Annotated in this window: 19 protein-coding genes; 18 read left to right on the forward strand and 1 reads right to left on the reverse strand. The window is 60.5% G+C overall.

The annotated features are described in order from the left end of the window. Positions 1 to 540 precede the first annotated feature (540 nt). The 13 genes from EN804_RS31010 to EN804_RS31070 all read left to right on the forward strand — a co-directional run bounded on the left by EN804_RS31010 (position 541) and on the right by EN804_RS31070 (position 16,128). Positions 541 to 4,062, forward strand: coding sequence for a Ulp1 family isopeptidase (locus EN804_RS31010; RefSeq protein WP_245454737.1), 3,522 nt, complete (start codon positions 541 to 543; stop codon positions 4,060 to 4,062). Positions 4,063 to 4,268: 206 nt separating this feature from the next. Then, positions 4,269 to 6,293 (forward strand): conjugal transfer protein TraG, encoded by a 2,025-nt coding sequence (locus EN804_RS31015; protein WP_024502848.1) that lies wholly within the window; start codon positions 4,269 to 4,271, stop codon positions 6,291 to 6,293. A 116-nt stretch (positions 6,294 to 6,409) separates the two neighbouring features. Further along, the gene (locus tag EN804_RS31020) at positions 6,410 to 6,823 is read left to right on the forward strand and encodes a CopG family transcriptional regulator (protein WP_095488561.1); all 414 of its coding nucleotides are present in this window, start codon (positions 6,410 to 6,412) and stop codon (positions 6,821 to 6,823) included. Further along, entirely contained in the window at positions 6,820 to 7,788 is a 969-nt protein-coding gene (gene trbB / locus EN804_RS31025; RefSeq protein ID WP_024502850.1) for a P-type conjugative transfer ATPase TrbB, read from the forward strand. The genes EN804_RS31020 and trbB overlap by 4 nt, the downstream gene beginning before the upstream one ends. 12 nt (positions 7,789 to 7,800) lie before the next feature. Next, the gene (locus EN804_RS31030; RefSeq protein WP_126057781.1) at positions 7,801 to 8,109 is read left to right on the forward strand and encodes a TrbC/VirB2 family protein; all 309 of its coding nucleotides are present in this window, start codon (positions 7,801 to 7,803) and stop codon (positions 8,107 to 8,109) included. Beyond that, the gene (locus tag EN804_RS31035) at positions 8,109 to 8,381 is read left to right on the forward strand and encodes a VirB3 family type IV secretion system protein (protein ID WP_024502852.1); all 273 of its coding nucleotides are present in this window, start codon (positions 8,109 to 8,111) and stop codon (positions 8,379 to 8,381) included. The genes EN804_RS31030 and EN804_RS31035 overlap by 1 nt, the downstream gene beginning before the upstream one ends. Continuing rightward, entirely contained in the window at positions 8,375 to 10,825 is a 2,451-nt protein-coding gene (gene trbE, locus EN804_RS31040) for a conjugal transfer protein TrbE (RefSeq protein WP_126057782.1), read from the forward strand. Before EN804_RS31035 ends, trbE begins: the two co-directional genes overlap by 7 nt. Further along, positions 10,822 to 11,547, forward strand: a complete 726-nt coding sequence (trbJ, locus tag EN804_RS31045; protein ID WP_024502854.1) for a P-type conjugative transfer protein TrbJ — start codon at positions 10,822 to 10,824, stop codon at positions 11,545 to 11,547. Before trbE ends, trbJ begins: the two co-directional genes overlap by 4 nt. Before the next feature lie 33 nt (positions 11,548 to 11,580). Then, the gene (trbL, locus tag EN804_RS31050; RefSeq protein WP_126057783.1) at positions 11,581 to 12,903 is read left to right on the forward strand and encodes a P-type conjugative transfer protein TrbL; all 1,323 of its coding nucleotides are present in this window, start codon (positions 11,581 to 11,583) and stop codon (positions 12,901 to 12,903) included. After that, entirely contained in the window at positions 12,904 to 13,635 is a 732-nt protein-coding gene (gene trbF / locus EN804_RS31055) for a conjugal transfer protein TrbF (RefSeq protein WP_126063930.1), read from the forward strand. Between the two features lies 1 nt (position 13,636). After that, positions 13,637 to 14,662, forward strand: coding sequence for a P-type conjugative transfer protein TrbG (gene trbG / locus EN804_RS31060; RefSeq protein ID WP_127232321.1), 1,026 nt, complete (start codon positions 13,637 to 13,639; stop codon positions 14,660 to 14,662). After that, positions 14,659 to 15,873 carry a TrbI/VirB10 family protein gene (locus EN804_RS31065; protein ID WP_126057785.1) on the forward strand — a complete coding sequence of 405 codons (1,215 nt, stop codon included), beginning with the start codon at positions 14,659 to 14,661 and terminating at the stop codon, positions 15,871 to 15,873. Before trbG ends, EN804_RS31065 begins: the two co-directional genes overlap by 4 nt. A 12-nt stretch (positions 15,874 to 15,885) precedes the next feature. Then, a complete protein-coding gene (locus tag EN804_RS31070; RefSeq protein ID WP_126057786.1) occupies positions 15,886 to 16,128 on the forward strand; it encodes a DUF2274 domain-containing protein in 243 nt (80 codons plus the stop codon). Between the two features lie 235 nt (positions 16,129 to 16,363). Here EN804_RS31070 and hemN read toward each other — a convergent pair whose 3' ends face one another. Next, positions 16,364 to 17,713 (reverse strand): oxygen-independent coproporphyrinogen III oxidase, encoded by a 1,350-nt coding sequence (gene hemN, locus EN804_RS31075; protein WP_126059321.1) that lies wholly within the window; start codon positions 17,711 to 17,713, stop codon positions 16,364 to 16,366. A 152-nt stretch (positions 17,714 to 17,865) separates the two neighbouring features. On the opposite strand from hemN, the gene EN804_RS31080 reads away from it, so the two are divergent. The 5 genes from EN804_RS31080 (at position 17,866) to ccoP (ending at position 22,483) form a co-directional block, all read left to right on the forward strand. After that, positions 17,866 to 18,609, forward strand: a complete 744-nt coding sequence (locus EN804_RS31080; protein WP_126057787.1) for a Crp/Fnr family transcriptional regulator — start codon at positions 17,866 to 17,868, stop codon at positions 18,607 to 18,609. A 496-nt stretch (positions 18,610 to 19,105) separates the two neighbouring features. Continuing rightward, positions 19,106 to 20,725 (forward strand): cytochrome-c oxidase, cbb3-type subunit I, encoded by a 1,620-nt coding sequence (gene ccoN / locus EN804_RS31085; protein WP_126057788.1) that lies wholly within the window; start codon positions 19,106 to 19,108, stop codon positions 20,723 to 20,725. Next, positions 20,725 to 21,456: a cytochrome-c oxidase, cbb3-type subunit II gene (gene ccoO, locus EN804_RS31090; protein ID WP_126057789.1), complete on the forward strand. Its 732-nt coding sequence runs from the start codon at positions 20,725 to 20,727 to the stop codon at positions 21,454 to 21,456. The genes ccoN and ccoO overlap by 1 nt, the downstream gene beginning before the upstream one ends. Positions 21,457 to 21,467: 11 nt before the next feature. After that, positions 21,468 to 21,617 (forward strand): cbb3-type cytochrome c oxidase subunit 3, encoded by a 150-nt coding sequence (locus EN804_RS31095; protein ID WP_024502864.1) that lies wholly within the window; start codon positions 21,468 to 21,470, stop codon positions 21,615 to 21,617. Positions 21,618 to 21,619: 2 nt separating this feature from the next. After that, entirely contained in the window at positions 21,620 to 22,483 is an 864-nt protein-coding gene (gene ccoP / locus EN804_RS31100) for a cytochrome-c oxidase, cbb3-type subunit III (protein WP_126057790.1), read from the forward strand. Positions 22,484 to 22,610 lie beyond the last annotated feature (127 nt).

The raw sequence follows: 22,610 nt of genomic DNA on the forward strand, positions 1-22,610 counted from the left end.
ACGAGCATAGGAACACATAGGTCCCCGAACGGACGATTACCTTGGCAATAGAAGACCCTCGTCGGTCATCGCCGCTGTGGGTGGCAGCCCGTCGGTCTGGAGCTGCCACGATTCTCATCCTCGCGTCACATATGAGCTGAAGCTTTCCGGATCGGGTATCCAATCGGCATCCAGTTGCTCGGCGATATGGTTGAATTCTACCTCAGGACAAGAGTGAGTAGAGCAGCCCCGCTACGAAAATCCTATCCTGGTTCGTTTGACGCATCGACTATTCAGATTGATTGGCGTGATACCCGGCGCGGCCGCAACACGCTAGGCCGTCAACCGCTGAGCAGAAAACCAGCCTTCGCCTTCCGCGGCGGCGGACCTCGTCAGCCTTTCGAAAGCTTGCCTGAGTAGGTTGCTCATGTGATCTGTGGAAGTGAGGCTAGCGTGCACCCGTACAAACTGGACATTCATCGTAGCAGCTTGGCTGCAGGTGCAGCACGCCGTACCGCACGAGCAAGCGGACAAGCCGGCCAAGCCGGTTTTGAGCAGCACTTGGGCGAATTGCAGGCGGCGGATGAGTTGATGAGTGCACCAGGCGAGGATGTCCTCGTCAATGGCTCGCATGGCAAAGGTGAGTTGAGACCAACGAAGAGGCAGAGGATCCAAAGCAATCTGCAGCATGCTGTCACTGAGCGGCAACCAGGTCAGGTTGGTGACTCAGGCGCTCGCGCGATGATGCAACTCCCTGCCCATCAGGTGGGTACATCGGAACGGGAGGCGCAGCTCGCGATGCAGGGGGATGAGCACGAATACACCCCAGCGCCGCATCTCGATGGGTCGATGCCCTCGACAGTGCAGCCGGATCGTCCAATTGTGGCCCCCGACGGTGCCGACAAGCGTCCTGTTTATTCCAACGATGCCACCGCCATCGAAGGGCTGAAGTCTGCACTCCTTGCGGGTAAAGCCAGGCCGGACACGGTCACTCGCAGCGCAAATTCTCTTTTCGGCTTTAGTCGTTGGCTCTTTCAAAACAAAAAGCCAGGGTTTGCTGCTCGGCTTTACCATCCGTCGCTGAGCCAGGATCTCGAGGAGTACGAGAGTAGGGGTGGTTCCTCCACAGTGGCTGGCGCACTGCGTCAACTGATGAAGCCGATAGGCGGAGCCGCCCCGATTGTGGGTCGCGCTGTCCTGAACCCCCATCCTGACGACGCCGCGCTCACTAGACATTTCAGATCCGCGAGCGGCTACGCAACTGCTCTTAACCATTTCAGTCATTACCTACGTCAAAATGACAAGCTCGGGATTGCGGGCCGGATTTACGATGAATCGCTGGATAAAGATGTTGAGAGCTACAAGGCCGCCTCCTCTACTCGTGGAGCTCCGATCGAATCTGCACTGGTTTATATCCGCAAGCACCCGCCGCGCGTTATACTCGGGAGTCATCTGGAAAACGCGGTCAGCATGGAGGCTCGTCCCCGTGGCGACGCTGCTCAGCATACCGCACCACAGCAGGGATTCGATTGGCCAGAGGAGCTCCTGCCGGTAGGTTATAAGGAGGGCACCGATCTACCATTGTCTCTCGCCCCAACCGCGCACCAACACCAAGCACCCGACTTTGGAGAGGCCGTCCCTCACTTGAACTGGCGCCACGGCGACCAGGGCGCCCCGGAGGGGCTGGTAGCTGCACGGGACAGGAGCAGCCCGCTGCCAAGCGAGGCGGTGCCACATAAATCTGGACGGGGACTCGCTACGCAGCCCAGATTGTGGGCGGAGAAATCCGCCTCGCCAGAGCTCTTTCGACGGCGGGCGGAGCAGGCTCTGCCGGCGTCCGCCAGAGGTGTGGAGACATCCTCCGCGGTTGATGAAGCCGCCGCTCGCCAAGCTTTGGCTTGGTTGCAGCAGGAGATGGAGGGGATCGAACCGATGCAGGATCCTCATAAGGTGGCTACACCGGAATCTGAGGCGCAGCTCGTCAGGCAGAGGGATGAACACGAATCCACCCCAGCACCGCATCCCGGAGGTGGTGGTTCGATGTCCTCGACAGTGCAGCCGGATCGTCCAATTGTAGTCCCCAACGGTTCCGACAAGCGTCCTGTCTATTCCAACGATGCGACCGCTATCGAAGGGCTGAGGGCAGCATTCCACGCGGGTAAGGCCAGCGCGAACACGGTCACTTTCAATGTAAATTCTCTTTTCGGCTTTAGTCGGTGGCTCCTTCAAAACAACAAGCCAGGGTTTGCTGCTCGGCTTTACCATTCGTCGCTGGATCAGGATCTCAAGGAGTACGAGAGTACGGGTGGTTCCTCCACCGTGGCTGGCGCACTGCGTTACCTCAAGAAGTCGACAAGCGGAGCCCCGATTATGGGTCGCCCTCTCGTGATCCCCTATCCTGACGATGCCGAGCTCATTAGAGATTACAGAGCCGCTTCGACCAAGGAGTACCTGGCAGCGCCTGCGACCGGACGGAATCCAGATACCGTGGGCGGCTATACAAATTTTCTTAGACATTTTAGCCAGTATCTGCGTCAAAATAACAAGCCTGGGATTGCCGCTCGGATTCACGACAAATCGCTGGATAAAGATGTTGAGAGCTTCAAGGCTGTCTCCTATGGTAATAGACTAAGTATCGGTTCTGCATTGGCTCACCTCCGGGATATCCTGCCGCGCATTGTGCTCGGGCGCGAAACTGTCCTTGCTGCTCATCCGGCAGACGCAGTCACCAGGCGCGTTGGGGCCGCTGCTGAAGCTGGGCCAGCGGCACCGGCAAGAGCTCCCCAACCCGCCTCGCCAGCAACCGCTAAGCTGCCAGGCACCTACCGCGGCCTTCCACTGGTTGATGTGACCACACTGACGACCAGTTCCTCTGGGGCTCAGATCGGGGCGCTCGATCCGACAGCCCCGTCCAACGTTGCAACGGGGCGGGTGCTCGGCGCCGCCGAATGGCTGAGCGACGCCCATGTCCAGAGAGATTACAATTTGCTGGAGCGGCAACTGCAGGGGATCAATCCGGCGCTCGCTGCCCGGACTCGGCTGGTGGATCCTTCCGTATCCCATCTACTGCGACACACGTCGCCGCAAGACGCTCGAGGCATATTGCAGTCCATCTATAATCAAAACAACGCCACAGCCGACTTCCTGTTCTTGCCAGTGAATAATGGCACGGCTACTAGCCCCGGCACCCATTGGTCGCTGCTGCTCGTTGATCGCCGCGACCCCGAAAGGCGGTTCGCCTATCACTACGACTCCCTCCAGCGAGAGGGATATAACGACGTGCCTGCAAAACAGCTCGCAGGACTGCTGAATGCTACCTTGGCGCCAGCCCCCATGGCCAGACAGACGAACCATTATGATTGCGGCGTATTTGTCCTGGAGGGCACGTGGGCGCTGGTTGAACGATTGGTGAAAGGGCAGCGGCCAGACCACGAGCCGCTGCCCCTCGACAACCTCGTTGCCGATCGGCAGGCGCTGCAAGACCGGCTAAGGAGGCGCTTGCCGCACGAGGAAGAGCCGCGGCAGCTGCTGGAGGATGAACCCGCCTCCCCACCGATGATGGCATTCGAGCCAGGGGAACTGCGGCAACTGTTGGAAGACGAGCCTGACTCCCCACCAATGATGGCGTTCGAGTCAGGGGAACTGCGGCAACTGTTGGAAGACGAGCCTGCCTCCCCACCAATGATGGCGTTCGAGTCAGGGGAACTGCGGCAACTGTTGGAGGACGAGCCTGCCTCCCCACCAATGATGGCGTTCGAGCCAGGGGAACTGCGGCAGCTGTTGGAGGATGAACCCGCTTCCCCACCGATGATGGCGTTCGAGCCAGGGGAACTGCGGCAGCTGTTGGAGGATGAACCCGCTTCCCCACCGATGATGGCGTTCGAGCCAGGGGAACTGCGGCAACTGTTGGAAGACGAGCCTGCCTCCCCACCAATGATGGCGTTCGAGCCAGGGGAACTGCGGCAACTGTTGAATGATGAGCCTGCCTCCACTTGGGCACAAATCAATTCGACCCCACATGCGCGAGCGGACGGTGTTCATCAGCCAGCCCAGGCGCCCTGGCTCCCTGAACGCAGAAGATAACTTTGCGGAGGAGCGGTCACGCAACTGTCGGCGGCGCCGGGCCTCAGGGTGAATGGAGAGGATGGTGTCGCGTGAAGGCGCAACACGCGTGCTGACCGACCTGCATAGTAGGAAGTCGTTCATTGCTCCCAAATCGTATGTGAGGAACATTCCTGTCCCGGCTGCACCGCGCGATGCTAGGTCGCGTTGTTCAGCGGGCCAAGCCGATGACACCTACGAAGCTACTGATCGGGCAGATCGCCGTTGTGTGCGCAATTGTCATTATCGGCGTATGGACGGCAACCCAATGGTGCGCTCAAATGCTGACCTACCAGACGCCTCTCGGCGCACCATGGTTTCTCTTCGCCGGCTGGCCAATCTACAAGCCGTGGAAGCTGTTTGAATGGTGGTTCCACTTCGATGCTTATGCGCCGGAGGTCTTCGACAAAGCCGGTACGCTTGCAGGCGCCAGCGGATTCCTGGGCTGTGCCGCCGCAATCGCAGGCTCGCTTTTGCGCGCGCGACAGCGCGGGTCGGTTACGACCTATGGGTCTTCACGGTGGGCCACGACTCATGAGGTCGAGACGGCAGGGTTGTTACGGCCGGCGGGCGTTTTCCTCGGTAGGCTGAACGATCGCTATCTGCGCCATGACGGCCCGGAGCACGTCATGGCATTTGCGCCGACGCGTTCGGGCAAGGGCGTGGGGCTGGTTGTTCCAACGCTACTTTCCTGGACCGGGTCTGCCATCATTCATGATATAAAAGGCGAAAATTGGCAGTTGACCTCCGGCTGGCGGTCGAAATTCTCGTACTGCCTTCTGTTCAATCCGACCGACCCGAGATCGGCACGCTACAACCCGCTGCTGGAGGTGCGCAAAGGCCCAGATGAGATCCGGGACGTTCAAAACATCGCCGACATCCTCGTCGATCCCGAGGGCGCGCTGGAGCGACGGAATCACTGGGAGAAGACCAGCCATTCACTCCTAGTTGGCGCCATTTTGCACGTGCTCTACGCTGAAGAGGACAAGACGCTAGCCCGCGTCGCCACCTTCCTGTCGGACCCGCAACGCTCGTTTGCCGCAACGCTACGGCGGATGATGACGACAAACCATCTCGGGACGGGGCATAACCCTCAGGTCCATCCCGTAGTGGCCTCGGCGGCTCGCGAACTCCTGAACAAGTCGGAAAACGAGCGCTCAGGCGTCCTCTCGACCGCCATGTCCTTTCTTGGGCTTTATCGTGATCCAACGGTCGCGGCGGCCACTTCGTCCTGCGACTGGCGCATCGCTGACCTAGTGGATGGAGAGCGACCGCTGTCGCTCTATCTGGTCGTGCCGCCTTCGGATATCTCGCGCACCAAGCCTTTGGTGCGACTGATCTTGAACCAGATCGGCAGGCGGTTGACGGAGCGTCTGGAGGGGGACCCGAAGAAGAGCCGTAAGCATCAGCTGCTCATGATGCTGGACGAGTTTCCGGCGCTCGGTCGCCTCGACTTCTTCGAAACGGCGCTCGCCTTCATGGCAGGTTATGGCATTCGCTCCTATCTGATCGCACAATCTTTGAACCAGGTTTCAAAGGCCTATGGCGAGAACAATGCTATTCTCGACAATTGCCACGTGCGAATTGCCTTTTCCTCCAATGACGAACGCACGGCCAAGCGCATCTCGGATGCCCTCGGCACCGCAACCGAACTTAGGTCGATGCGCAACTATGCGGGCCATCGGCTTGCGCCCTGGCTTTCACATGTCATGGTGAGCCGCCAGGAAACCGCGCGCCCGCTCCTGACGCCAGGCGAGGTGATGCAATTGCCGCCGTCAGACGAATTGGTCCTGGTTTCTGGGTTGCCGCCGATCCGCGCCAAGAAGCTGCGCTATTATCAGGATCAGAATTTCACAGATCGGGTGCTGCCTGCGCCGGTGCTGCACGACGGACCCTATGCGGACTGCCCTGCATCACGCCCGGACGGCTGGACTGGACAAGTGTGCAGCGTCGATAGCCGACTTGCTGCGGACGAGGAAAGCGCCGACGCGCCAGTTGAAGACGAGGGAGGCGTTCAGCAGCAACGCCATCCAAGCCTGCCCGAAGAAGACGTTGTTGTCTCTCAAGAGCCCGATCAGGCCGATCTGTACAAGCCCGCAGACGATGACAGCGAAGCGCTCGCGGACAAGCGTGTCATGGATCGGATTTCCACTGCGGCCCGCGCCTACGGTATCAACGAGGGCAGGGGCGACGATGTCATTCCCGGCTTCTGAAGTCCGCTGAGTTGCAGAGCGCACCTCAGCGTAGATAACGGCCATAAGCAATTTTGAGCGTCTGGCCGATGCTTCTCCCGTCGCCGGCGCAACGCCGGGCCGTCGGAACGAGCCGCATGAAGCCGCACCGCATTCGCCATCAGTTTCTGCTTGAGCCGGAGCTCAGCGAGAAACTGGACAACCTCAGTCGCGATCCGTCAACGACCAAATCAGCGATCGTGGCGAAGGCGATCGAGGCGTTCATCGAGCGGCGTGGCGAGAGCGAGTTCGATCGGCGCTACGGCGTAAGGCTTGACCGGCTCTCCCGCGATCTTGCCCACGTCAGGCGCGATTCCGAGGTGATCCTGGAGAGCCTGGCGCTCTTCATCCGCTTTTCGATCACCCTTCACGCCCACACGCCGGTCCCGGATCGGGCAACGCAGGCTATTGCCCAAGAGCGTTTCGAGAAATTCGTTGAGAAGGTCGGCCGCCAGATCGCTTCCGGCAAAAAGTCGCTTAGCAAAGACAATGGTGGGGGAGGGGAAGGATGAGCTCTCATCCCGAGGCCGACCACCGGCGGCGTGTCATGCTGCGCACCGCCATGGGTCCGGCAATCACCGAAGCCCTGGCCGATCCGTCCGTCATCGAGGTGATGGTCAATCCCGACGGCGCGCTGCGACTCGACCGGTTAGGCGAAGGTCGGGTCGATACCGACGTTCACATGCACCCGTCCGAGGCAGAACGTATCATCCGCCTGGTTGCTTCGCACGTGCGCGCCGAGGCGCACGCCGACAACCCGATCGTCAGTGCCGAATTGCCGTCTGGCGAACGCTTCGAAGGCCTGCTGCCACCTGTGGTGTTGGCGCCATGTTTTGCCATCCGCAAGCCCGCCGCGAAAGTCTACACCCTGGCCGACTATGTTGCCGAACGCATCATGCTGCCGCTGCAGGCCGATGCGCTGAAAAAGGCCGTCCGCGAGCGGCGCAACATGCTGATCGCCGGCGGCACTTCCTCGGGGAAGACAACACTCGCCAACGCTCTGCTGGCTGAAGTCGCCGAATGCGACGATCGGGTGATCCTGATCGAGGACACACGCGAACTGCAGTGCGCGGCCAGGGACTGCGTTGCCCTGAGAACAAGGCGGGGCTCGGTCACCCTTGCCGATCTCGTGCGCTCGACGCTGAGGCTCAGGCCGGACCGCATCATCGTGGGCGAGGTGAGGGGCGCGGAAGCGCTCGACATGCTGAAGGCATGGAACACCGGGCACCCAGGCGGCATCGCTACCGTACACGCCAATTCCGCGCGCTCGGCTCTCTATCGCATTGAGCAACTCGCCCAGGAAGCGGTGGTCACCGTTCCCCGCCGGCTCATCGCTGAGGCGATAGATCTGATCGTCTTCATAGCGGGACGCGGCTCGTCGCGCCACATCGACGCAATCGCCGAGGTCACCGGTCTCGACGGCAGCGGCGATTACGCCGTTGCCCCGCTCACGCTTTCGCAACTCCAGCAGCTTTGAAAGGCCTTCCTCATGCGCAAGAAGCTTCGCTTTCTTTCGTCCACAGCGCTCGCGTTTCTTAACACGGCCCCGGTTTATGCCGCCGGCTCCGGCATGCCGTGGGAGCAGCCGCTGCAGCAGATCCTGGAGTCCGTGCAGGGACCGGTCGCCAAGATCGTTGCGGTGATCATCATTATCACCACCGGCCTGACGCTTGCCTTCGGCGACACCGCCGGTGGTTTTCGGCGCCTGATTCAGATCGTCTTCGGTCTGTCAATCGCCTTCGCGGCATCGAGCTTCTTCCTCTCCTTCTTCTCCTTCGGTGGTGGGGCGCTCGTCTGATGGCCGCCGGGGAGCAGCATATCGAGGGCTTCGCAGTACCGGTCCACCGGGCGCTGACCGAGCCGATCCTGCTCGGCGGGGCTCCGCGCGCGGTGGCGATCCTCAACGGTACAGTGGCCGCGGCCATTGGCTTCGGCTTGCAGCAATGGATTGCTGGTCTGGTGCTTTGGATCGCAGGCCACTCGTTAGCGGTGTTTGCCGCAAGACGCGATCCGGACTTCGCCAGCGTGCTTGTGCGCCACCTACGTCTGAAGGGGTGGCTTGCATGCTGAACCTTTCGGAATATCGAAGCAAAGCCGACCGGCTTGCCGACCATCTACCCTGGGCTGCCTTGGTGGCGCCCGGCATCGTGCTCAACAAGGACGGCAGCTTTCAGCGGACGTTGCGGTTCCGCGGCCCGGATCTCGAAAGTGCGACGGAGGCTGAACTCGTCGGCATTTGCGCCCGGGCGAACAATGCTCTCAGACGCCTTGGCTCTGGCTGGGCATTGTTCTTTGAGGCCGAGCGCACAGAAGCGCTGGGCTATCCGAACTCGCATTTTCCTGACGCCGCGTCGTGGCTGGTCGACGAAGAACGCCGCGCTGCTTTCGAGGGGAAGGTAGCGCACTACGAGAGCCGCTATCATCTGACCTTGGTGTTTATGCCACCGCCGGACGCCCAGGCGCGCGCAGAAAGCGCGCTCGTCGACTCTCATTATTCCCGAGGAGAAAGAGACTGGCGCCAGGATCTGGCGAGGTTCCGTGACGAGACCAACCGCGTGCTCGATCTCTTCTCGGGTTTCATGTCCGAAGTACGCGTCCTCGATGATGCTCAGACGTTGACCTACCTCCACGGCACGATTTCGCCTCGTCGCCATCCTATCATGGCCCCGGAAACGCCGATATATCTGGATGCAATCCTGGTCGATGCGCCGCTTACCGGTGGCCTGGAGCCGATGCTGGGTGAGCAGCATCTTCGCACACTGACCATCCTCGGCTTTCCGAACCTCACCCGGCCCGGAATCCTCGATACCCTCAATCATCAGGATTTCGCCTATCGCTGGATGACGCGCTTCATTCCGCTCGAGAAAACGGAAGCCACGAAGACGCTGACGCGATTGCGCCGGCAGTGGTTTGCCAAGCGCAAATCGATCGTGGCAATCCTACGCGAGGTCATTACCAACGAGCCGGTCCCGCTTGTCGATAACGATGCCGACAACAAGGCGCTCGATGCCGACGAAGCCCTTCAGGCATTGGGCGGTGATCATGTGAGTTTCGGCTATCTCACCACCACCGTGACGGTGTGGGGCGAGGATCGCCAAGCCGCTGCAGAGAAGCTTCGCGCGGTCGAGCGCATCATCAATGGGCTCGGCTTCACCACGATCCGAGAAGGCGTCAATGCGGTCGAGGCTTGGCTCGGCTCATTGCCTGGCCATGTCTACGCTAACGTTCGCCAACCGCTCGTTCATACATTGAACCTTGCCCATCTCATGCCGCTGTCGTCGGTTTGGGCCGGTCCTGCGACAAACGAGCATCTCGCGAAAGTCACCCAAACCGAAGCGCCACCGCTTTTCGTTGCCGAGACCAGTGGGTCGACACCGTTTCGGCTTTCCACCCACGTCGAAGATGTCGGCCACATGCTGGTTGTTGGTCCGACCGGCGCCGGCAAGTCGGTTCTGCTTGCTCTGATTGCTCTGCAGTTCAGGCGCTATGCCGGCGCCCAGGTTTATGTCTTCGACAAAGGCAATTCGGCCCGTGCTGCAACACTTGCCATGGGTGGAGAACACCACGCGCTAGGAGCGGACGGTTCCCTTGCCTTTCAGCCACTGCGCAGCATCAACGACCAGGCTAGCCGAAGCTGGGCGGCCGAATGGATCGCCAGCCTTGTTGCCCACGAGAACGTCACCGTCACGCCGGAGGTGAAGGAGGCTATTTGGTCAGCGCTGGCCAGCCTTGCCACCGCGCCGGCGCAGGAACGCACACTGACCGGTCTTTCGGTCCTGCTTCAATCCAATGCGCTGAAGACCGCATTGATGCCCTACACGCTCGACGGTCCCTTCGGCCGCCTGCTCGATGCCGATCATGATGGGCTGGCCTTGTCGGATGTGCAGTGTTTCGAGACCGAGGAGTTAATGCACAGCCAAGGCGCTTTGCTGCCGGTGCTTACCTATCTGTTCCAGCGACTTGAGGAACGGTTCGACGGACGGCCCACGCTGATCATGCTCGACGAGGCGTGGGTCTATCTCGACAATCCGCTGTTCGCCGCCCGCATCCGCGAATGGCTGAAGGTGCTGCGAAAGAAGAACGTGTCGGTTGTCTTCGCTACGCAGTCGCTGGCTGATATCGCGGGCTCTGGCATAGCGCCGGCAATCATCGAAAGCTGCCCGCAGCGCATTTTCCTTCCCAATGATCGTGCCGTGGAACCCCAGGCGCGCACAGCCTACGAGCGCTTCGGTTTAAGCGAGCGGCAGATCGAATTGATCGCCCGCGCCACGCCGAAGCGTCAGTATTATCTGCAATCGCGCCGCGGCAACCGTCTGTTCGAGCTCGAGCTTGGCCCCATCGCTCTTGCGCTTTGCGGTGCTTCCGATCCGGCCACGCAGACTCTGATCGACAGGATCATGTCCGAAGACGGGCAAGGCAGCTTTGCCTCGCAGTTCCTGATCGCGCGCGGCCTCGATTGGGCCGGCGAACTTCTCAAGCAATTCCCTCAACCAGACAAGGAGCAATTCTCATGATGCGGCGACGCCTTCTCTCCGGCCTGATCACCGTTTCCCTGATCGCCAAGCCTATGGCCGACTATGTGCAGCCCGCGTACGCCCTTATCGTGTTCGATCCGTCCAATTATGCGCAGAACGTGCTGACGGCCGCGCGCGCATTGGAGCAGATCAACAACCAAATCCAGTCGCTGCAGAATCAGGCGACCATGCTGCAGAACATGGCGCGCAATCTTCAGCGTCTGGATTTCTCTTCCGTTGGCCAACTCACCGGTTCGCTCCATCGCATCGACGGCTTGATGGACCAGGCGAGTGGCCTCAGCTTTGATCTGGGCAAGCTTCAAGACCAGTGGCGCAGCCAATATCCGGAAAGCTACGACGCCACGATCAAAGTCAGCGATGTGGCGAGTGCTGCGCGGGAGCGTTGGCAAACCGCCATGCAGGCGTTCCGCCAGACCATGGGTGTCCAGTCGCAAATCGTCGAGAACGTCCGCGCCGACGGCGATCTGCTCGCCGATCTCGTCAACCGCAGCCAAGGGGCGGCCGGTGCGCTTCAGGCAAGCCAGGCCACCAACCAGCTGATGGCGCTTTCGACAAAACAGCAGATGCAGATCCAGACGCTGCTCGCAACGCAGTTTCGAGCTGAGGCCGAGGATGCCGCCCGCAAGGCCCAGTCAGACGAAGCCGCCCGCGAGATGACGAAGCGGTTCTTGGGTACCGGCTCGGCTTATCCCGGCAATTAATCACGAGTTCATCACGACGAGAAAGGCAGCGGCATGAACGACCTTGGCGTCATCGATCGCTTCATGGAGACCTTCATCCGCTACATCGACAGCGGGTTCGGTCTGCTATCGGGCGACCTCGCCTTCCTCACTACCATTCTGATCGGCATTGACATCACACTTGCCGGCCTGGCGTGGGCGCTCGGCGACGAAACCAGCGTTCTCGGCCGGCTTGTCCGCAAGGTGCTCTATGTTGGCGTCTTCGCCTTCATTCTGAACAATTTCAAGAACCTCGCCGATATCGTTTATCGTTCTTTTGCCGGTCTCGGGATTAAGGCGTCGGCCGGCAATCTGTCGGCAGACAATCTCTTGCGCCCGGGCCGCATTGCCGCGACCGGTTTCGAAGGTGCTTGGCCAATGCTTGACCAAGCCAGTCAGCTCCTGGGCTTCCCGGAAATCTTCGGCAACGCACTGACCATCTTCGTGCTGCTGATGGCCTGGTTCCTGGTTATCATCGCCTTCTTCATCCTTTCCATCCAGCTTTTCATCACCATCCTAGAGTTCAAGCTCACCACGCTGGCAGGTTTTGTTTTGGTTCCATTCGCACTTTGGAACCGTTCAGCGTTCCTGGCCGAACGCGTGCTCGGCCATGTTATCTCGTCAGGCATCAAGGTGATGGTGCTCGCCGTCATTGTCGGTATCGGCTCCACGCTCTTCGGGGAGTTCGCTTCCGCATTGCAAGGCAAGGAGCCGGATCTTGCCGGTGCCATGTCCCAGGTACTGGGCGCACTGGCACTGCTTGGCCTTGGCATTTTTGGGCCGGGGATCGCGTCGGGTCTTGTCTCAGGCGCACCGCAGCTTGGGGCGGGCGCCGCCCTCGGCACGACCGCGGCGGCAGCGGGTGTATCACTCGTTGCTGGAGGCACAGCATTTGCTGGCGCGCGTATGGCAACCAGCGGCGGTCTCGCCGCCATCCGAGCCGGCACAACAATGGGATCGGCTGCTTCCACGTCATGGCAGATCGGGCGCGCAACCTCGCCCGACGCTGGCCTCTCCGGTGTGGCTGCTGGAATGCATGGTGTAACCAGTGCAGCTGGCGGCGCCGCTATACGCATAGCGCGATCCGCCACTGCAAGTGTTGGGCGCAACGCCGATGCCGGGCGCGATGCCGCGTGGACCGCGACCGGCGGCGCGCCGACAGCGTCAATGACCGAACGCTCTGCCGGTTCGGCCACTGTTTCGGCGCCGACGTGGGCAAGGCGCCTACGTTCTGAACAGACCGCCCGGGCAAATCGCCACGCTGCCATGCAAGCTGTCCGAGACGGAGACCGGCCGGGAGGCAGCGCCAACCCCTCTCTCAACGACAAGGATGACTAGATGCTCTTCAAGCGACCCGTGCACCGTTACGGCAAAACACCCGAACCGGTCACGCCGTATCAAAAAGCCGCCCAACTGTGGGACGAGCGCATCGGCTCATCTCGACTGCAGGCCAGGAACTGGCGGATCATGGCCCTTGGCTGCCTGGCCTTGGCGACCGGGCTTTCCGGCGGACTCGTATGGCAGTCGATGCAAAGCCGTGTCGTGCCTTATGTCGTCGAGGTCGATGGCTTCGGCGAGACGCGCGCCGTCGCGCCGGCGGTCCGGAATTATGAGCCCTCGGATGCTCAGATCGCCTGGCATCTCGGCCGCTTCATCCAGAATGTCCGTTCCGTTTCCACCGATCCGGTTTTGGTTCGGCAGAACTGGTTGGCAGCGTACGACTTTGCTAGCGATCGCGCAGCGCTCTTCCTCAACGAATACGCCAAGGCGAACGACCCCTTCGGTCAGATCGGAACGCGCAGTGTTTCGGTACAGGTCACCAGCGTGGTCAGAGCCTCCGAAAGTTCATTCCAGGTCAAATGGACCGAGCAGGTGTTTGAGCGCGGAAGCCTTGCCAGCACGATGCGCTGGACTGCGATCCTCACGATCGTGATCCGCTCGCCAAGCAATACGGATCAGCTGCGCAAGAATCCGCTCGGCGTCTTCATCAATGCCATTGACTGGTCACGCGAGCTCGACAGCGCCGTCCCAGCCCCCCTTTCTCCGACGGAGTCCACCAATGAAAGGTAAAATGTCACCGATTCGTGCCGTGCTGATCCTATCGGTGTCGGCAGCGGTCGTTTCCGCTTGTGCATCGAAGAAGGTGCCGCCGCCTGAGATTTCCTATGACGCTGCCGACTTCAAACCGGCCGCGATCGAAAAAGCGCCGGAGAGGCCGATTAGAATTGTCGAGGTGCCAAAACCACTGCCGCTGCCTGGCCAAATGCAGCCCGAGCCCGGCAAGGCCGAGGACAAGCGCCCTCCTGAAGAACGCGTCGCTGATGCCAACAAAGCCGCGACCCAGCAACCCACCAAGTACGGGTATGTTAATGCAGTGCAAGTCTACCCCTTCACCGATGGCGCGCTTTATCAACTCTATGCCGCGCCGGAGCGCGTGACCGACATCGCTCTGCAGCCGGGCGAGAAACTAACCGCCGTGTCGGCTGGCGACACCGTGCGCTGGGTCATTGGCGATACCGCAAGCGGCACCGGTGACAATCAGCGCACCCATGTTCTGGTAAAACCCTTCGCGCCGGGTCTTGCCACCAATGTCGTCATTACGACGGACCGGCGGACCTATCATTTGCAGCTTCAAAGCACCGAGAAGACCGCAATGGCGGCAATCTCCTGGACCTACAGCCAAGACCAGATCATCGCGCTTCGCCAGCGCAATGCTCAAGCCGAGGCAGTTACACCGGTCGCGTCGAACATCGCGCTCGAAAACCTTCGCTTTCGCTACTCAATCAGTGGCGACACACCGCCCTGGAGACCGACGCGAGCCTTCGACGACGGCAGCAAGGTCTATATTGAGTTCCCTCGTCGCATAGATCAGGGCGAGGCGCCACCACTCTTCATCGTCGGCGCAGATGGGAGCAGCGAGCTCGTCAACTATCGCGTGCGCGGCAACTATTACATCGTCGATCGGCTCTTCGCCGCGGCCGAACTTCGCCTCGGCACCAAGCGGCAGCAGGTGATCCGCATCAGCAGGATTGACGGCAGGCAACCGCAACGGCGGATCTCGCTCTTTCGCGGCAGCCGGCGAGGTGAGGGCTCATGATCGAAAATTCCCGCTCTGGCATCCCGCCGAAACTGGATCCCGAGGAACTGCAGCTTCGGGCCTCTCCCCGCCGCGTGGTGCGGTTCAGGCGCGGTGTGATCATCGCTATCGCAGCGCTCGGATCCGGCGCTGTCTTCGGCGTTACCATGATCGCCCTCCAGGGGCCGGCCCTTCGCATCAGGGATCAGGCGGAAGATCTCTACAACACTGAGCGCAAACCAACCGCCGAGGGACTCGATACGCTTCCCCATGACTATTCCGGCATGAAGCCAAAGCCTCCCGTCCTTGGGCTACCTTTGCCGGGCGACCTCGGCCGCCCCATCCTCGAGCGGCAGCGCCAGCTCGGCATCGTGCCGGGCCAAGACATCTCGGCCGAGGAGCAGCGTCTAGCGCAGCAGGCGATCGAAGCGCGTGAATCGCGGGTGCTTTTCCGCGTCGAAAATCGAGCTCAACAGACAGATGTCGGAGAGAGCGTGCAAACTGCTCAGCATCCATTTGAGGCGCTTCCCCAATCCGAAGCAGGACGCGCGTCAGCCTCGGTGGCGGCGGCGGAAGGCGACCAGAACAATCAGCAGCGAAAGCTTGATTTTCTCAGCCAGCGGAGCACTGGCGGGATCTACAATCCGCATGCGCTTCAGACGCCGATCTCGCCATATCAACTGATGGCTGGCAGCGTGATTGCCGCCAGCCTGATCACCGGCATCAATTCCGATTTGCCGGGCCTTGTCGTCGCGCAAGTCACCGAAAATGTGCACGACACGGTCACGGGCAACATATTGCTGATTCCGCAGGGCTCACGTCTTATCGGCGTCTACGACAGCGTCGTCGCGTTCGGGCAAAAGCGAGCGCTGCTGGTCTGGCAGCGCATTCTGCTGCCCGACGGCTCGTCGGCCGAAATCGACAATCTGCCCGCGAGCGACACCGCCGGCTACGCAGGGCTGGAAGACAAAGTCGATTTCCACACTTGGCAGATGATCAAGGGAGTGGCGCTTGCCACATTGCTCGGTGTCGGCACAGAATTCAGCCTCGGCGAAAACGAGAGCGATCTGGTCAAGGCGATCCGGGAATCAGCCCAGCAGAACGCCAGTCGAGCCGGCCAGCGCATCACCGAAAAAAACCTCAATATCCAGCCCACCATCGTCGTCCGCCCAGGTTGGCCACTGCGCGTCATCGTGCACAAGGACATCGTGCTGCGGCCATACGCCAGTTGAGCAGGAGTTATCATGGCTGACCTGAAACTTGGAAAACTTCCGGACCGAACAGCTTCGAAGATCACCATTACCGTCAGCGCGGAGCTGAGCCAAACACTCAAGGAGTATGCTGCACTTTACCGTCAGACCTATGGTCAGTCTGAAACCGTGGCAGAACTCATCCCTTTCATGCTGGCGGCGTTTCTGGAAGGCGACCGAGCCTTTGCCAGGGCCAGAAAAGAACGTCTGCCGACGGAGCTTGCCGGAAAATCGTGACTCCTCCGCTAGGGCAGCTGGAACATTGCCTAGCTGTCGCGACCTACCTGCTCCTCGCGAAGCATAGGATCAAACCCCTTGGAATGTAGGTATGCGCAAGAGAGGATGTGGAAGGAGATACCGCGCAACAGCCTAAGTTTGCATTTTCGATTTGATGCGGTAGTCGCCTATGAGCGGTCAAAACGAACGCAGCTGGTTCGCCGATCGACCAAACGGCGAGCGCACTGTGCTTTGCTCAGACCGCCACCGAGTGCCTCGCCGTTCCCCCTTTGAAATATGTATCGAACTTGGCCGCGATGGTTCGAATGAAGGGGCGACTTTCAGTCCGTACGAGGAAACTGTCACCATCGAATTCAAGCGCTCGGGCAGGATCGTGGAGTGCGATGGACCTCGAGCGATGAAGGAGCTGCTCGCCGGCTTTGCCGAACCGCTCCACCAGATCGACTGCCGAGAAGGCAAAATCACACATCAGCCGCTCGATGATCCAGCCACGGACGCGATCGTCGTCGGAAAGGGCAACGCCGCGGACGGCAGCCAACCCGCCATCCGCAACCATGCGCCCGTACCCGGCAGTCGAAGCCATGTTTTGCACGTAGCCTTGGCGAAAACGACCGATGGACGAAGGGCCAAGTCCGATCAGTGTCGGGCAGCGATCCTCAGTGTAGCCCTGAAAATTGCGATGCAAAACCCCTGCGCGGGCCGCTATGGCCAGCGCATCGTCGGGCTTCGCGAAATGATCGAGTCCTATTGCCTCATATCCCTTGGCGACAATTGCCCGCGCCGCGAGTTGAGATTGGGCGAAACGCTCAGTGGGACTCGGCAGCCATGCCTCGTCGATCATCGTCTGATGCTTCTTGAACCAGGGCACATGTGCGTAGCCGAACAGGGCCATCCGGTCTGGCTCCAAGGTCAGTGCCTGCGCCACCGTGGAACAGATCGTCTCGCGTGTCTGATTCGGGAGCCCGTAGAGCAGGTCCAGATTGACCGATTCGACGCCCCGCGAACGAACCCCGTCGACGACTGCCTTGGTCTGCAAAAAACTCTGCTCACGATTAATTGCTTTTTGCACTTGCGGATCGAAATCCTGCACGCCGAGGCTCGCCCGGGTTACGCCGATTTGAGCAAGTGCATCAAGGCGCGCCTTGTCCATGTCGTTGGTTTCGATTTCGATGCTGACCGTAGCATCCGGGAGAAAGTCGAAGCTGTCCCGCAAGGCCGCTCCAAGAGCAACCATATCATCGGGCCTCAGAATAGTTGGCGAACCGCCACCGAAGTGGATTGCACGGACATGTGCCTTGCCGCTCAGCAGACCGGCAATCGTGACGATTTCGGCATTCAGCGAGCGCAGATAAGCGGCCACCGGCTCATATTGGTGCGTCTGCTTGGTGTGGCAGGCGCAGAACCAGCAGAGCTTGTCGCAGTAAGGAATGTGCAGGTACAGCGAGATTTCGTCGCCGCTTTCCAGCGTCTCCAACCAGCCACGGTAAATGGCAGCATCGATCCCCGAATGGAAATGCGGCGCCGTCGGATAGCTGGTGTAGCGTGGGACGTTCTCGCTGAGTTTGACAGCTATTTCCGATTGCATCTCGCGTTCACCGTGTTGCCCGCCGGAACACTGCACGCATCGCTGAAGCAGACCCTGATCTCGATCAGCCGCGCTCATGGACAAACCGCCGCAGGATTTCTCTACCCTGGATGGGTATCCTGCCGGCAGTTAGGATCGGGTAAGGCGAACGCATGACCTTTCGGCAAGACATTCATAGTTCCGGCATTCCTGTTCTTTGCTTCCCTTGCGAGGCACGGCGTCGCGGTGTCTGCGGTGCGCTCGATCCAGACAATTTGGTTGGGCTCGCCAAGACTTGCTCGCGTCGCCGGATCGAGTCAGGAATGGAGTTGACCGGCGAGGCACAGAACGTCGACAGCTACTCCAACGTGCTTTCAGGCGTTGTAAAGCTATCAAAGAGCCTGTCGGATGGGCGCCAGCAGATCGTCGGTCTCCAGTTTGCACCGGATTTTCTGGGACGTCCTTTCAAGGTGGAAAGCTCGATCAATGCGGAAGCGGCAACAGCAGTCACGCTGTGTTCGTTTCCGCGAGCGGCCGTCGAACGGATGATGAAGGCGTCACGGGAATTCGAGCATCGCCTGCTCAAACAGACGCTGAATGAACTCGATGAGGCGCGCGAGTGGATGGTGACGCTGGGGCGCAAGACAGCTCCGGAAAAGGTAGCGACTTTTCTCCTCATGATGGCCCGGAATATCGATTCCAGTCTCGATGCGGCTTCCGGGTCGGCGTCCTTCGATCTGCCGCTGACGCGTGTCGAAATGTCTGATTTCCTTGGAATCACCAACGAGACCGTGAGCCGCCAACTGACGCGATTGCGGGCTGACGGGGTGATTCGGATTGAGAACGCACGCCATGTGACGGTGGACAGCATAAGCCGTCTGGAGAAGCGCTGTGGCGGCGGACGCGAGCGGCCCTAAGCGGCGAGGCCATGTCGCATGACTCCGGGGCGGGCCGTGTTTGCCTTTTAATGCGATGTTGCCGCGCCTTCGACGAAGCGGCGTCACGGTCGAGACAAACAGCTTTCGGGCTTTGATAGGAACGTGACCAATCGCCAGGTGTGTTTCGGCACATACCGGCGAAGCATGGTCCTTAATCTGCCACGGCTCGGCGGAACGATCGCGTTCGTTTCCAATGGGATCCGAACAACGTTTGGCAGGGCATCGGCAATAGCATCCAACGCGCGCAGGGCCTCAGCTTTCGCCTCAGCGATCGCGTCTGCGCCCGCCCAACCCAGGGAACGCCTTCCATGAGGGGGGTGAGCCCGCGCTGCGTTCCTCGTTCATTCGCCACCTGCTGATTGCGCCGCCGACACAAAATCTTGCGGCCTGACATAGATCAGGGCGAGGGGGCGGCGGCTGCGCGATTAGTGCGCTGCGGATTTGGCATCCACCAGATTCGAGATCGGGATCTGCAATGAAATTCGGCACAGAGATCGTCCTTCTAAGCGTGTTCGCTTTTGCGGCCCTGGTGGCCGCCGGCTTCGGCGTGGATGAACCTTTCCGCCGACACATGTGGGTGTTGTTCTTCGCAGTGGCTGGTTTCACTGCGATCCTGTTGCGCAACACGGAGTTCAAGCCAGCAGCTCCGATTGACCCATCCGCTTACATGGATGGTCCGATCCGCTACGGCGCGATCGCCACCGTGTTCTGGGGTGTCGTCGGCATGCTGGTCGGCGTGGTGATCGCGCTGCAGCTCGCCTACCCCGATCTCAACATCCAGCCCTGGTTCAATTTCGGTCGTTTGCGGCCGTTGCACACATCCGGTGTCGTCTTCGCCTTCGGCGGCAACGCGCTGCTTTGCACGTCTCTGTATGTCGTGCAGCGCACCTGCCGCGCCCGCCTCTTCGGCCGTGATCTGGCCTGGTTCGTCTTCTGGGGCTACCAGCTGTTCATCGTCATGGCCGCGACCGGCTACCTGCTCGGCATCACCGAGGGCCGCGAGTACGCCGAACCCGAATGGTATGTGGATGTCTGGCTGACCATCGTCTGGGTCGCCTACCTCATTCTGTTCCTTGGCACGATCCTGAAGCGCAAGGAACCGCATATCTACGTGGCCAACTGGTTCTACCTGTCGTTCATCGTCACCATCGCGATGCTGCATGTGGTCAACAACCTGTCCATACCAGTCTCGTTCCTGGGCTCCAAGAGCTACTCCGCCTTTTCAGGGGTCCAGGACGCCTTGACGCAATGGTGGTACGGCCACAACGCGGTCGGCTTCTTTCTCACCGCCGGCTTCCTCGGCATGATGTATTATTTCGTGCCCAAGCAGGCGAACCGGCCAGTCTATTCGTACCGGCTGTCGATCGTCCATTTCTGGGCGATCATCTTTCTCTACATCTGGGCCGGGCCGCATCACCTGCACTACACCGCCTTGCCCGATTGGGCGCAGACGCTCGGCATGGTGTTCTCGATCATGCTGTGGATGCCGTCCTGGGGCGGCATGATCAACGGCCTGATGACGCTGTCCGGCGCCTGGGACAAGCTGCGCACCGATCCGATCATACGCATGATGGTGATGGCCGTCGCCTTCTATGGCATGTCGACCTTCGAAGGCCCCATCATGGCGATCCGGGCGGTCAATTCGCTGTCGCATTATACCGACTGGACGATCGGCCACGTCCATTCGGGCGCGCTCGGCTGGGTTGGCATGATCTCGTTCGGCGCAATCTACTACATGGTGCCGAAGCTCTGGAACCGGCAACGGCTCTACTCGTTGCGGCTGGTCACCTGGCATTTCTGGCTGGCGACACTTGGTATCGTTGTCTACGCCGCGGTGATGTGGGTATCCGGCGTCATGCAGGGCCTGATGTGGCGCGAATACGACGAGCAGGGCTTCCTGGTCTACTCCTTCGCCGAGACCGTCGCCGCCATGCACCCCTACTATGTCATGCGCGCCATCGGTGGGGCCATGTACCTCTCCGGCGCGCTGATCATGGCCTGGAACATCACCAGGACCATCCTCGGCCACCAGCGCGAGGAGGAGCCGATGCCGAGCCCCGTCGCCATCCGACCTGCGCGATCAGGAGCCAGGTAATGGGCTTGATGGACAAACACGCAATCATCGAGAAGAACGCCACGCTTCTTCTCGTTGGCTCGCTGCTCGTGGTGACGGTCGGCGGCATCGTCGAGATCGCGCCTCTCTTCTATCTCGACAATACGATCGAGAAGGTGGAAGGCATGCGCCCCTATTCGCCGCTCGAACTTGTCGGGCGCAACATCTATATGCGCGAGGGCTGCTACCTCTGTCATAGCCAGATGATCAGGCCGTTCCGCGACGAAGTTGAGCGCTATGGCCACTACAGCCTAGCTGCCGAGTCCATGTACGATCACCCCTTCCAGTGGGGATCGAAGCGCACCGGGCCGGATCTCGCCAGAGTTGGCGACCGCTACTCGAATGCATGGCATGTCGCGCATCTTACCGACCCGCGCTCGGTGGTGCCGGAATCGATCATGCCGAGCTATGGGTTCCTGAAAGACACGCCGATCGACGTGAAGGATTTCTCAACGCATCTGGTCGCCAACAGGCTTGTAGCCGTCCCTTACACCGATGACATGATCGTCCACGCCAATGCGGATCTGGCGGCGCAGGCCGATCCCAATGCCGACACATCAGGCCTTGAGGCGCGTTACCCAAAAGCCAAGATCGGCGACTTCGACGGCAACCCGCAACAGGTCACCGAAATGGATGCCCTGCTCGCCTACCTGCAGATGCTTGGCACACTGGTCGACTTCAAAAATTACGACGAAGCCGCCGGCTACCGCTGAGGAGAACGCTGATGACCTACAATTTGATGCGGGCGTTTGCCGACAGCTGGGGCCTGGTTGCGATGGCGCTGTTCTTCGTGGGGTGCATCGCCTTTGCCCTACGCCCCGGCAGCCGAAGGCTGGCCGACGAAGCGGCCCGCATTCCGCTCGAGGACGAGTGATCATGAGCGACGAGCATATCGATGAAATCTCTGGCGTCTCGACCACCGGCCACGAATGGGATGGCATCCGGGAGCTGAACAACCCGCTTCCCAGATGGTGGGTTATCACCTTTTACGTCACCATTGTCTGGGCGATAGGCTACACCATCGCCTATCCAGCATGGCCTCTGTTGCACTCGGCGACGAAGGGTGTGCTCGGCTATTCCAGCCGCAACGAGGTCAGGAACGAGCTGACTGCGGCTGAGGCCGCCAAGGGCAAATATATCTCGGCGGTGGAGTCCAAGAGCGTCTCGGAGATCTCCGCGGACGACGGCCTGCGCGAATTCGCAATCGCCGCCGGTGGCGCCGCTTTCAAGGTCAATTGCGTACAATGTCACGGCTCCGGCGCCCAAGGTTCCAAGGGCTTTCCCAATCTCAACGACGACGACTGGCTATGGGGCGGCAAGGCCGAGCAGATCCAGCAGACGATTACGCACGGCATCCGCTTCGCATCCGATCCGGACACGCGCCTGTCGGAAATGCCGGCCTTCGGCGACATCATTACCGCCGACCAGATCGCACAAGTCAGCGCCTACGTGGCCAGCCTTTCCGGCAAGGTCCGCGATGCAAGTCTGATCCAACCCGGCGCCAAGGTCTTTGCCGAGAACTGCGTCGCCTGTCACGGCGACAATGCAAAAGGCAACAGGGAATTCGGCGCCCCCGACCTGACCGATGCGATCTGGCTCTATGGATCCGGTGAGACAGCCATCGCCGCACAGGTCCGTGCGCCAAAACAGGGCGTCATGCCGGCCTGGGTTGGCCGTCTCGGCGAGATCAAGGTCAAGGAACTTGCAGTTTATGTCCATTCGCTTGGCGGCGGAGAATAGGAATGGAAGTCCTATTCTTCGGTCCCCCCTGCCAAGCGGACGAGGCCCGGCGTGAGCCGGGCCTCGACACCATCCCTAATGCGATCTGCACAACCCGGCAAGGCTATCCTACCGCGAGGCTTTACGA

Source organism: Mesorhizobium sp. M8A.F.Ca.ET.161.01.1.1, assembly GCF_004792105.1.
Classification (GTDB): Bacteria; Pseudomonadota; Alphaproteobacteria; order Rhizobiales; family Rhizobiaceae; genus Mesorhizobium.